The organism is Cryomorphaceae bacterium (assembly GCA_017798125.1).
Classification (GTDB): domain Bacteria; phylum Bacteroidota; class Bacteroidia; order Flavobacteriales; family ECT2AJA-044; genus ECT2AJA-044.
Window position 1 is genome coordinate 680388 of record CP059070.1, and the last position, 12609, is coordinate 692996.

10 protein-coding genes, 1 tRNA gene and 1 pseudogene are annotated in these 12609 nt (G+C 51.1%); 1 reads left to right on the top strand and 11 read right to left on the bottom strand.

Annotation, left to right across the window (positions count from 1 at the left end; genetic code table 11):
• Positions 1 to 8: 8 nt before the first annotated feature.
• The 10 genes and pseudogenes from HZ996_02970 to HZ996_03015 form a co-directional block, all read right to left on the bottom strand.
• The gene (locus HZ996_02970; GenBank protein QTN38143.1) at positions 9 to 1163 is read right to left on the bottom strand and encodes a hypothetical protein; all 1155 of its coding nucleotides are present in this window, start codon (positions 1161 to 1163) and stop codon (positions 9 to 11) included.
• A complete protein-coding gene (locus HZ996_02975) occupies positions 1160 to 2590 on the bottom strand; it encodes a hypothetical protein (protein ID QTN38144.1) in 1431 nt (476 codons plus the stop codon). Before HZ996_02975 ends, HZ996_02970 begins: the two co-directional genes overlap by 4 nt.
• A complete protein-coding gene (locus HZ996_02980) occupies positions 2587 to 3045 on the bottom strand; it encodes an RNA polymerase sigma factor (protein ID QTN38145.1) in 459 nt (152 codons plus the stop codon). Before HZ996_02980 ends, HZ996_02975 begins: the two co-directional genes overlap by 4 nt.
• An 87-nt stretch (positions 3046 to 3132) precedes the next feature.
• Complete coding sequence (locus HZ996_02985; protein ID QTN38146.1) at positions 3133 to 5100, bottom strand: PKD domain-containing protein; 1968 nt, start codon at positions 5098 to 5100, stop codon at positions 3133 to 3135.
• Positions 5101 to 5199: 99 nt separating this feature from the next.
• Positions 5200 to 5931 carry a PKD domain-containing protein gene (locus tag HZ996_02990; GenBank protein ID QTN39991.1) on the bottom strand — a complete coding sequence of 244 codons (732 nt, stop codon included), beginning with the start codon at positions 5929 to 5931 and terminating at the stop codon, positions 5200 to 5202.
• Positions 5839 to 6315, bottom strand: a pseudogene (locus HZ996_02995) (PKD domain-containing protein). Before HZ996_02995 ends, HZ996_02990 begins: the two are co-directional and overlap by 93 nt.
• 1 nt (position 6316) lies before the next feature.
• Positions 6317 to 7780, bottom strand: coding sequence for an outer membrane beta-barrel protein (locus HZ996_03000; protein QTN38147.1), 1464 nt, complete (start codon positions 7778 to 7780; stop codon positions 6317 to 6319).
• Positions 7773 to 8327 carry a sigma-70 family RNA polymerase sigma factor gene (locus HZ996_03005; protein ID QTN38148.1) on the bottom strand — a complete coding sequence of 185 codons (555 nt, stop codon included), beginning with the start codon at positions 8325 to 8327 and terminating at the stop codon, positions 7773 to 7775. The genes HZ996_03000 and HZ996_03005 overlap by 8 nt, the downstream gene beginning before the upstream one ends.
• A 227-nt stretch (positions 8328 to 8554) precedes the next feature.
• Positions 8555 to 11095, bottom strand: coding sequence for a T9SS type A sorting domain-containing protein (locus HZ996_03010; protein QTN38149.1), 2541 nt, complete (start codon positions 11093 to 11095; stop codon positions 8555 to 8557).
• Positions 11096 to 11159: 64 nt separating this feature from the next.
• Entirely contained in the window at positions 11160 to 12083 is a 924-nt protein-coding gene (locus HZ996_03015; GenBank protein ID QTN38150.1) for a bifunctional hydroxymethylpyrimidine kinase/phosphomethylpyrimidine kinase, read from the bottom strand.
• A gap of 86 nt (positions 12084 to 12169) precedes the next feature.
• Here HZ996_03015 and HZ996_03020 point away from each other — a divergent pair.
• A tRNA-Asn gene (locus HZ996_03020) sits at positions 12170 to 12243 on the top strand.
• Positions 12244 to 12287: 44 nt separating this feature from the next.
• Here the strand turns inward: HZ996_03020 and HZ996_03025 are convergent.
• On the bottom strand, positions 12288 to 12521 hold the full coding sequence (locus HZ996_03025; protein QTN38151.1) for a hypothetical protein: 234 nt from the start codon (positions 12519 to 12521) through the stop codon (positions 12288 to 12290).
• Positions 12522 to 12609: the final 88 nt, after the last annotated feature.

Consider the following 12609-nt stretch of genomic DNA (forward strand, 5'->3'; position numbering starts at 1 on the left):
CTGACGAATTAATAGGGTAGGCCCCATTGCAATACGGCGTCCTCTACATATATAGAGTCTTGCCCACCTACTCGATACAACCACCCCGTAAATTCCATATCCACGATATAGACAAGGTCGCCGTGTTCATTGTCCTTGTAAGGAGTATGGTTGAGAATCTCCAAAGTCTGTTGAGTTCCGCCAAAAATCGGAGCACTGGTATAGCGCTCACCATTGGGAGCATCATAAGTGAGGATGGCTTCCCGTGTCGGCGGGCCAGGGGGCAACGGTAAGGGCAATTCCCGATAGTTAAAGGCCGCGTTGCATATTAATTGCGGTCCAACGTGAATTTCGCGTTGATACACGAAAAAGTTCGCAGAATCTACGGGTAAGTACTGCACCGCCATGGAATAAATCCCCGGTGCGGAATAGGTGTAATTAAACGTCCAGTCACCCACTATTGGATTGGTCCCATCACCCATATCTACGATAAGCAGTCCTTGATTTCCCAAGACAGGGTCGATGGAAACTTGAACCGTATTGTTTCCTCCACCCGATCCGTTTTGCTGTACATCAACTTCCAATATGTGATTGGCCCAGAGGTTGACGAAATTAATCGACGTACAAAAGCCACTGTTCAAGACGGTACAAAAGACCGCCACAACCGAATCGGCGCTTGTCAAGTCATACGTGTGCTGAACCGACAACCCTTGTGCTGCAGAACCATCCCCAAAGTCCCATGATACCACCGGTGTGGCCGGGCCTCCCGTGGGTCCTTGATAATTGAATTCAATGGTTCTCGTATTCGGAATAATACTCGGTGGAGGATTCATAACCACACTTCCCGCCTCAAAGGCTGAGTCTGGTATGGCTCCCATAGGATTTTCAGGACGATGGAATAAATTGACTCGAAATTCTGGCTCACAACCGGGGCAATCTGGATCGTGCATTTCGCCGCGAAGAAGAGTTCCATTCGGAGCCAATGTATCCTGTAAGCGGCTCGTGGACATTCGGTAACCATTGTCTCCAGCGGTCATCTGTACAGAGTCACCATTCACCAGGCCATTAAACGTAAATACCGGTGCAGGTGATGGATCCCCGGAGTCAAAGGGGCCAATTTCATCCGCGCACCCTACTAAGAAAAGCAGGCATAAAGAGAATAGTATGGAACCTATATGTTTCATCGGAATAAGCTGTAATGTACTCCAACGCGTACCTGCCAGGGTACAGGCGCCAGTGCTTCTGAGTCCAATAAATCTCGATCCAAGAGGTAGTAATTCACCGCGGTATTCAGAGCCAGGCGGTCGCTGATTCGCCACTGATAACCAGCGGACCAGCTCACATTCCAGCGACGCATGCCGTGGACGTATCCATAGGTCTCATAGCTTCCCAGCGATTCTACATCATACCATTCGTGCAGCTCTTCCGATACCTGGACTTGTGTCGGGAGCATGTAGGTGACCCCAAAGCCGCAGGTCATGAAGTGACGGTTGGCGAATCGGTAGCGCACACGTACAGGCATCTCTAGTTGAACGCTTTGGTCCGCTTTAATGTAACGCACTTGAGTAGCTGCACCCATACCGTATACCGTTCTAGCAAACGTGACCGACCCCTGCGTACCGGCGATCAAATATCCTGTGAGTTCCGCTTCCCAACTGAATCGATCATCCAAATGATGAGCATAGCGCAACCCGAATTCAGGTGAGTAATTCGTAATGTCGAAACCGTCTGGAACATCAGCGAGTCGCATAGAACGGCCGGCGGCGATCAAGGCCCAGTCATGCTCGCCTTCAGGACCTACGCCCTTCTTCTCAGGAGGCAAAACAAAATCACTCGGAGCCGCACCAGAACCTTGTGGACCAGCGTCCACCAACGCAACATTGAATGTGGAGGCATTCAATTTTTCTAGATCTACTTTAGTGGCCAAAGCTCGATCATCAGACTCCGTTTCACCTTTTTCAACCGGCGCAGCGGCCATATGGGAAGCATCACTTTGAGCCTCAGCTCCCATTGATTCCGCAGCTACTGGAGGTGTCCCAGAACCATCGATAGACCCTGAGGCCATACCCTCTATCACTCTTGAATTTGAGTTCTCTTGATCTGTAACCGAACCCAGGTCAGCTGAAGTCTCCGTCACCGAGCCCTCGCTAGTTGAGGTCCCAGTCAAAGATCCGGAAGCATCGTCCAGTTCAAAAGTTGCCGGAGCTTCTTCCTGCTCCGAGTCAGTCGTCGGTGCAGTTGTTTCTTCTGCAGCTTGTTCCACAGCCGGAATAGGAGTTTCTTCCAGAGCGTCTGCAGTGTCGAACCAGTTCACCGCTCCGATGGTCAACAACGCCAGTACCCCAGCTGCTGCAGACCAATAGACCACAGCCTTGCGACGGCGGCGACGAGCCTTCAAGGCTGAATACTGCCCCATAGCCGCCTCGAAGCCAGCTGTAGTCGCTTCGCCTACCTCAAAGGAAGAAGCGGCGTTTGCAACAGCGGCGTCCACGCGTGTAGGATCGTTGCGGTCCAACATGGCCTCCGCTTCTTCCCACGAACTCATGGAAAAAAGGAAGTCCTGCTCTCCGGCAGCGTCCTCAAAGCGTTTATCGAACTCCTGATCGCTCACTTAGCGGCTACTTTTTTGTATTCAACCATTCGGGCCTTCAGTAATTTTCGAGCATTGGCGACATGCCACTTGCTCGCGCTAATACTGACGCCCAACATCTCACTAATTTCTTTGTGCATATACCCATCAATCGCATACAGGTTGAAGATTTCTCGACTCTGCTCCGGCAATTCGCGCACCATGTGCATCAACTCTTCCGCGCCGAATTGCTGATTCATCGGGTCAAAATCGTGGAATTCTTCTTCTACAACGTCTTCTGGGTAGGTCTCAATCCGTCGTGCATTTTTTCGGTATTCATCGATCGCCGTATTCACGGTAATGCGCTTCAACCATGCACCAAACGGATAGGTGGAATCGTACTTCTCTAAGCCGAAGAGCACTTTACAAAACGCCAGGTTCAATAAAGCCTCTGCATCGGCACGTTGATTCGTATACCGGAAGCAAATGCGCATCATGAAGGCAAAGCACAGCCGATATAACTCGAACTGTGCTTTGCGGTCTTCATTGAGACACCTCTGTATTAATTCCGGTGCTACGTTCATTTATTGTTTCACGATCCGTAGGTAATCCACACTCGAACCTTGAACGACTTGCAGGACATAACTTCCTGCCGGGAAGCCGCTGAGATCAAGGGTCTCATTGTTTTGGCCCTCACGGGCCGATGCGTTCTCATCGATGAGCACACGACCGGTCATATCGATCAATCTCAATGCTACATCTGATGATTCTACCGAGCTGTAGGTCACATTCAAGCCTCCGCTCGTCGGGTTTGGATAAGCCTTCAATTCCTGAATACTCGACTCACCTAAAGATACGGTTTGAGGCGCAAAGCTTCCTCCGCTCCACGTCGCATTGGTCACCGTAACGGTGTCACAGAAGGTATCTGTGCAACCTGTGGCAGCGTCAGATACGGTCAAGCAGACTGCATATGTTCCCGGTCCTGCATAGATGTGGTTTGGAAGTGGGCTTGATGAAGTATTTCCGTCACCGAAGTCCCATGCGTAGGTCAAACCAGAATCCAATGGCAAACGCACGAAGTAGAAACTCAAAGGAACTGTGTCTGGCAGAGGCATAAACAGCGCAGAGCAAGGGTTACCCCATGGTCCACCGCCTCCTGGAGGCGTGATGATGATTGGTCCACCGTTTCCGCCGCCAGGGAATCCGTATCCTGGGTTCCAAGGACCACAAATGGTGCTGTCAAACGGTACCACTACTGCTTGAGCAAAGGTTGCGGTACAGCTACCTAAAGCTGTTTGTCCTGAAACGGTAAGCGTGACAATGTACGCTCCAGCCGAACCAAAGGTGTGACTAGGATTGATGACGCTACTGATGTTTCCGTCTCCGAAATCCCAAGCATAAGTCATATTGCTGTCCACCATGACCGGGAAGAAATCGGCGGTCAAGCTGGAATCCGTTAAGGGGAAGAAGAAGGCATCGCAAGCCCCCCAGTTACCACCAGTTCCTGGACCGTTTCCTGGACCCCATGGACCACCTGTTCCTGTTCCAGGACCCCATGGACCTGTAAAGAATGGAACTTGTACGGGCTGGCAAAGGGTATCCGCGCAGTTGTTGGCAGCATCGCTGACGATCAAACATACGGTATACGTTCCTGCAGCTGCATACGTGTGCATCGGATCCATCACATTCGACGTGTTTCCGTCTCCGAAGTCCCATGCGTAGGTCAATGAGGAGTCTCCGACAAAAGAGATGAAGTTCATGTCTAGGGTAGTGTCACCAAAGGCAAAGAAGTCGGCGAAACATCCAAAGGGGTAGTTACCGCCCCCTCCAGGGAATCCACCACCACCAGGACCTCCGCCTGTGCCACCGCCGCCACCAGGGAACTGGTTCAATGGGAAGGCCACGCTGTCGCAGAAAGTATCCGAACAACCCGCACCATCAGAGATGGTCAAGCAAACGTTGTACACGCCATTCGCTGCGTAGGTGTGGCTGGGCACAACATCTGCTGAAGTTGTTCCGTCACCGAAGTCCCATGCATAGGTCAGAGTAGAGTCGAGACCTAAGTGGAAAAAGAGTACTCCACCGGCTGTATCTGGAATGGGAATCCAAAAAGCGTCGCAGAGGCTTCCACCAGGAAATGTTCCACCGCCACCGCCGGTACCACCGCCGCCAGGGTTTCCACCACCGCTTCCACCGCCACCGGGGAATCCAATAACACCTCCACTACCACAAGGAATGGAGAAATTGGCTGTACCCGTTGTTCCTCCATTAAAGAGGACATTTTGGGTGTAAGCCTGTCCGTTACAGTCTTGTACCGCTGCCACAACTACTTGGAAAGAGCCTTGAAGACTGGCGCTGTAATTTCCGGAAGCATCCGTTATGGCAAGAGCAAAGACTGGGGGAGTAGATAAAGAGTCAATAATGACCACGGGCTCGTTGGCCAAGGCACCTCCGTTGAGGTCCGTGACCGTTCCGCTCACCGTAAAAGAACCTTGCGCTTGTGCTACAAGCACCGCGAACAAGGCGACAAAAGAGAGAAAGAGTCTTTTCATGATGCAATTAATTTATTGGGAGTACGCCCGGTTTTGGTGGGGGGTTAGCCAGAGAGCAAAAAAAGTTGAAAAAAGTTCATCGGGCCGTAGGCCCAAAGCTTAATAACCGAAGGCTACAGAGAAACTGCCGCCGCTCAAAACGAGCGTATCCGTGAGGTCGGGGTGGAAAAGAAGGCAGGCCACCTCTCCATTCACGTGATAAGTAGGGTTGCCGTTTTCGTTGATCAGGTATTGCTCTTTCTGAGTCAAGTTGATAAAGCTGGAGTCGGGCTGATAGCTGTATTCGGAACTCCAAAGGACTCCGTTGGCGTCGCGGAAATCTATCGCCATGTGCTTTTTCTGCACCCAGTCGTTGTTCCCCTGGACATTCATGGGTTCGTAGTGACAGTTCACCAAACAGGGCTGTACGGCAACGGCAATGGTCTTTCGGTAGATCGACTCGCAACCCGAACCTTGATCTGAAATGGTGAGCTTAACGCTATACACCCCTCCGCTTTGGTACTGGTGGACAGGGTTGGATTCATTGGAATTAGACCCATCTCCAAAATCCCAGGCATAACTGATTCCCGAACTCTGGGTTTGGGAAGTGAAACTCACAGCGTAACCCGATACATCAGCCTCAAAGGAAGCATAGCACGAAGAGTTGAGTTTGATGTTCTGGTAGGAGGAATCGAAACATCCACTGGGATAAAGCACATAGAGACTGCAGGTCGCAATGGTCGGTGCGGAAAGCAAATCATAGGTGTGCACTGGACTCGGTTCATCACTTGTGGTCCCATCTCCAAAGTCCCAATAAATAGTTGTGGGTTGACCTTCGGCCGAATCGAGCATCGCATCAAACTGGTAAGTGCGCGTATTGGCCTGAACGGGATTATAAGGTTCCAGGAAAGGATGAGGACCCATCTGGAAAGAGGAATCTGGGTTGAAGAGTTCTCCGACCACGTGATTGCGCAACCGAACGTTTACCTGCTCCGGGCAATCGGCACATCCTTCAAGGGTTAATAGTCCGTAATATTCTCGCGGCAAAGAGGCCGTATCGGTATAGCCCGAATGCATGTAGTAGTTCTGAACTCCGGCTTCAAACTGATGATTCATTCCGTCTATAGATCCCGTGAACCAAAAGACAGGATCTTGATCCCAAGTAGGTACATCGAGTTCCTTTTGGCAGGATAGGGCGCTAAGGCCAAATATGAAGATCAGAAAGACGCGCTTCATCTCAATCGTTTAGGCGGTACTCCAAAAGTACTTTGATTTCCTTGTTGCGGTCGTAGGGACTATCGGAGAAAACGGCATCATCACTCCAATCCACAAGACCCCACTGTCCGCGGAAGCCGATTTGCCAGTTCTCGTTGATTCGATAGTCGTAGCCCAACATAAGGCCATAACCCACCTCACGCATTCCGGGCATGTGGCCCCATTCATCGGACTCCACCAGTACGTCCGCGCTATAAGGCGCCGTCGTGGTCGAAACCGATTCGTTCTTTGTCGCTAGGGTAGCGTTGACATATCCACCGAAATTGATGTGATGTCCGCGGGCGACTTGATAGCGTAGGTAAAGCGGTACTTCCAGTTGATGCATTTCTGTAGAAACCAAAGAAACGGTCTGATTGTGCGCACCGAAGCTATACGAGGCCCCAGAGAACTGATGAGCGCTGTGCGTGGAGCGACGATAGGCATAGAATCCACCGATATTCGCCGAAAGCTTCGGGTGGAACATATAAGCGTATCGCAGACCGACCGTAGGAGCGAATTGAATGGCCCCGGTTTCGGTACTCGCAAAATCTTCATAGATACGTGCCCCGAAGGCCAAGCCAAAGTAGCTCGACTTTCCATTGATCGGATTGAACATCCCTGGAGCCGATGGACGAGGAGCTGGTGCCTTTCCTTGGGCATCATCTTCGTCTTCAATCACGGAAGTCACTTCTTCTTCGATCCCGGTCTCGGCGGATTGCTGTCCTTCTTCGGACTCGCTAACCTCGGCCATCGCATTTTGCCCGGAACCCTCCTCTCCAGTTGGAGATTCCGATTCCGTGGCTGCTGGAAATGCAACGCCATTCTGATCGTCTGCAGCTTCTCCGGATAGCTCTGTGCTCGCCGGGGTATTTGTTCCGCCTTCTCCACCGCCCAATTCAGCAAATGCCAATTCCGAGGTTGAAGATTTTTCTTCGGAAGCAAAGTTCTCAGCAGAAGCTATGGATTCTTCAGCTGACGTTGTAGTAGCCCCTTGCGAAGACTCCGTCAGTTCATCTTCTCCGCTGGCGGTTGCCAAAGACTCTTGCGCGGCTTCCTTTGAAGCAGTATTCTCCGAATCAACGGCCGCAAGTTCAGCTATGGCCGGGCGTCCGTATACGTCAATGCCATTACCATTAGAGGCATTCCAAACGGGCTCTGAAAGAACTAAGGCTCCCAGCACTCCCATAAAGACTGCAGCTCTAGTCGTCCATTGACGGATCAATAGACCACGGTACATGGAATCGACGAGGGTCTTTGCAGCGGTCCAAGAGGATTCTTTGAACGCAAAACTCTGCGCGGCAAATTTGCGGCGCATCAGATCATCGACCGCGGCAGGATCTGTCTGCTCGATCACCTTCTGGGCATTCTCCCAGGATGATTCTCGGAACGCGAAGTCCTTCTCCTCGAACTTCTCCCGAAACAGTTTATCGAGTTCCTTATCAGTCAATGCGAATATCTTTTAACTCTTCTTGTATCATGGTTCTCAACAGCTTTCGGGCATGGGACACATGCCACTTACTGGTTCCTTCAGAAATCTTGAGCATTTCGCTGATTTCTGCATGCTTATACCCATCAATGACGTAGAGGTTGAAGACTTTTTGCGAAACGGGTGGTAAGCGCAAAATCAACTTTTTCAATTCCTCTGCCTGAAAATGAGCATCGGCCATATTCATATCTACATGCCCGTCCGGAAGGTATTCGTCCGGATAGGTATGTGTTTCCCAGTATTTCTTTTGCTTCCGGAACTCGTCGATGATCGTATTGATCGTTATACGACGAATCCAGGCCTCAAAAGGCACTTCGGGCTTGTACTTTTCTAGGTTCATCAGAATCTTGCAGAATGCCAGATTCAGTAAGGATTCAGCGTCGGTTTTCTGGTCGGCATAGCGAAAACAGGTACCCATGAGAATGCCGTAGCATTTCCGGTACAGGGTGTATTGGGCGCGTTGATCGCGCTCAATGCACTTTTCTATGAGTTCACTATCAATTTCCATTGTCCAAAGAAAGGACGAGCCACCGACCGGGTGACTCGTCTTTCCAAACCTAATCCCAATCTACTGAAAAATCAGCTTCTTCAAGAACGTTAAACCGCCCAGCAGCCGGTCGTTTGCTGGGTTTCTAACCACCGCTGTGCCGGGCGATGGCTCATGGCGGTTCTTGGACAAAGGAGCCATGATTTATAGTAAGTACGCTCCTTTATCAACAGTGGTTGGGTGAATTGTTAATTATTTGCCTTGACCACGGTCACTCGCTCCGTTCCGGCGACCACGATATAAGTCCCCGAAGGCCATTCCGAGGTGTCCAAGACCGGATTCTGGCCCTCGAACACGACGCGGCCCTGGAGGTCGTAGACTTGTATCATCGTGCCGTTAGGCACTTCGACTGTCAATTGATCCGTAAACGGATTCGGGAAAGCCTGCGCCTGCGGCGCGATGTCTTCCTCCAAGCCAATATTCGACGGTATCAGCATATCGCGCTGATACGCTCCGTTTCCATGGGTGGCCAAGCGCAATTTCCGGTTCGGCTCACTGACAATCAAATCCATGGCGATGATGGCCTCCGGTAATCCCAAATCAAATGGATTCCATGTGGCCCCGTAATCCTCACTGACATAAATACCGAGGTCGTTCCCCACGTAAATCACCTGGGGGTAATCCGGGTCGACCGCGATGGCACTGGTCGGGAGATCGGGAAGGGTTCCGCTGATGTCTGTCCACGTCTGACCAAAATCAGTCGTCTTGAACACATGGCCCGTACCAAAACCCGAATAAGTTACATAGGCCACCTGATCATTGGTAGGATCAAAAGCCAGGTCTGTAGGGTATCGATCGGGGAGGTTCGTCATGTTCGCCGTGCTCCATGAACCCGCTCCATCATCGGTGAAAAAGAGGTGATGCGGCCCATTAACCGGTCCCGTAGCGCATACAACAACCGTTTCATCTTGGGGACTGATGGCGATATCGGTGATGAAATTTCCGTCGAAAGAGTTATTTCCCGTCCCGGTCCAGGTCTGACCTCCGTCATAACTCAAGAAGATCCGTTCCCGTCCAGCATACAAGACATCGTGGTTGGTTGGGGCCACCCGGAAAGGAGCAATAAAGGATACCTGTCCGTTTTGAGGCGGCGTGATGATACCCACCCAGTTGCCTGCAGGGTCTACGCGCGTGATGTTCAAAAACTGATAGCTGACCAAACGGTAGGGAACGCCGTCAAAGGGCAATCCGGAATACGATCCGTCGCCGCCGAGCAGTCTTTGCCAAGCAGGTGTACCCGTCCACAAGACCGTGCTGTTGTCCTGCAAGCCGCCCATGTACATCATGGTATCGACTGTTCCGACGCTCGTTCCGTTGTAGAACTGCGTGGTTTGCATTCCTCCGTTAATCGATTCCATCGTGAATCCAATTCGGCGAAAGACTCCTCCATCTGTTCCGAAGTAAACCGTATCCGGATGATCGGGGTGATACTCTACTTCGTGAATATCACTGTGGATGTAATTCGCTGGACCATCTGGCCCTCCAATAGGCGGTGTTCCTAAGACTAATCCGTTACTCGCCGCAGAGTATAAATTGGTTCCTCCGTCGGTCGAGAATCGGCATTCTACCCCCACCGCATAAAGGCTCATGCTATCCCTCGGGTGAACGGCCACATCGTGCGAGAACCAGCCTTGCCAAAGGGTATAGTCATCCGTACTCACAATGGTCCACGTTTGTCCGTGGTCTTCTGATTTACAAAGCCAAGAAGCCGTTCCACTGGTCTGATAGGTTTGACCAATGCTCGCGTAAATAATGCCAGGGCTACGTTCGTACAAATCCAGATGAATTTTTCCTCCAAAAGTGGACGGCAAACCACTGGTGCACTGTGTCCAAGTGCTTCCACCATCGTAACTGCGGTAAATGCCATGACCGGTACTGAAGAAGTTACCGTGGGCCGCGTAGAGGGTGTCCGTATCCTCGGGGTTCATCGCGAGGCTCATCGCCATCCGAATTCCATGAACTTGTGTCCAGTTGGCTCCCCCGTCCGTGGTTTTGTAAACCCCTTCGGACGTTGCGGCGTACACGATGTCCGGGTTGGTCGGGTGAATGGCAATATCATTGACCCCACGCTCTTGATCGTAGGTCCAATCCAGGGCTTTTGCCCAGGTTTGACCACCGTCCGTTGACTTGAGGATACCTATACCATACGACCCGCGGAAGGGTCTGAGAAAAGGGTCCAGCCCCGCACCACCGGGATTGTACACTTCACCGGTTCCGATGTACATGATGCTGGTATCACTGGGCGCTATTTTAACGCTCGAGACCCCGAGCACCGGAAATCCTGTGGTCACGCGCTCCCAAGCAGCGGCGCCTTCTCCTCCCGTGCGGGTGCGCCAGAGTCCTCCCGAAGCGCTTCCCGCATAAATGGTGGTGGGATTCGCTCTATTGATTTCAAGAGCGAGGGTCCGGCCAGCTGTATTCCATGGGCCTAGGGCTTCCCACGGGTCCGTGGTGTTGTTTCTTTGGCCCTGACGGGCCGATGCCCGTTGTTCTTCCCGCTGCTCAAAGGCAGTCATCCATCCTGCCGTAGGCAGATCCTCATTCGGATAGGCTCGTTGATAACTCCATTGCTGGAGGGCTTCAGCACTTCCTGGAATAGCCCCTTCGGGCCGATCGTAGTTTGTGGGTAAAAAATTAGGATCTGCTGGCTCAGCAGACGGGCGCGTCGTCACATAGCATACAGCAATGAGAGCGACGGCGGACAAGGAGATGAGTACCGTTCGTTTCATAGCATCGTAGTTCGAGTCTATGAAGGTAACGAAATCGCCTCAAAAAGGGTTGAGTACCTGAGCCTTAGGAGAGTTGAATATCGAACTGAACCAGGTTGATGAATTCTTCCACGCGACGATGGAGCTCTTCTCCATTCAAATCCAACAATCGCTCGGGGCCAAATTTCTCAACCGTAAAGCTCGCCAAGGCCGATCCGTAGATTACGGCGCGTTTCATGTTTGCAAAGCTCACGTCGCGCGTCTGCGCCAAGTACCCGATGAATCCTCCGGCAAAGGTGTCTCCCGCACCGGTTGGGTCAAATACCTCCTCTAAGGGCAAGGCTGGAGCGAAGAACACTTCGTTTTCATTAAACAACAAAGCACCGTGCTCCCCTTTCTTAATCACCAAGATTTTAGGACCCATTTCCATGATCTTCTTGGCTGATTTCACCAAAGAATAATCGTCGGCCAATTGACGGGCCTCTTCATCATTAATAATGAGTACATCCACGCGCTTGAGCACTTCTTTGAGGTCGTCCATGAAGCTGTCCATCCAGAAGTTCATGGTGTCTAAAGCCACGAGCTTGGTGTTTCCGTTCAACTGATCCAAGACCTTGGTCTGCAAACTCGGCATGAGGTTTCCGAGCATGACAAATTCCGTGTCTTTATAGCTTTCAGGCAATACTGGATCAAAGTCTTCCAACACGTTGAGTTGAGTGTCCAATGTGTCTCGAGAATTCATGTCGATGTGGTACTTGCCTGCCCAGAAAAACGACTTGCGTCCTTCCAATTCTTGAAGACCTTCAAGATCGATCTTACGATCACGCATCCCCTGCAAAAAGTCTTGATCGTAATCCTCTCCTACGACAGAAACTAAACGAGTCGGAATATTGAATTGAGATGCAGCCATACTGAAGTACATCGCTGATCCACCAACGATTTTATCCGTTTTGCCGAAAGGGGTTTCAATAGCATCGTACGCGACGGTTCCAACGACCAAAAGACTCATAATCGGAGCTTTAGAAATTTTGACGCAAAGGTATTGCTTTCTTAGAAGACTAAACCGTATATTTGCCGTCCGATTTTAAGGAATACTCCTCCTTAGCTCAGTTGGTTAGAGCATCTGACTGTTAATCAGAGGGTCCTTGGTTCGAGCCCAAGAGGAGGAGCAAAGCAAAAGGTCAGCATCACGCTGGCCTTTTTTCGTTTGGTATTATTGGGCTAAACGACCGCGCATCTCGCGGAACAGTACGTAGAACAAATACACCCACGGCGCACCGTGGAGGAGGACGTCAAAATAGTCCATTGGGCCCATGCCTTCTCCTCCTCCAGCCAACCATTTGATCTTTCCCCATATATGAGGTTCAGGGACAAATGGGGCTAATCCTAGCGTCAGGGCTGCTACCAGAGCCAAGGGTATTGAAGATGATTTTTTCGCAGTATTCATAAGCACAAAAGTATAGGACGGAAAGCTCTTGCTTATGGACTTATATCACAGAAGCTTCTTTGTTCCATATTACAAGAGCTAGGATTGG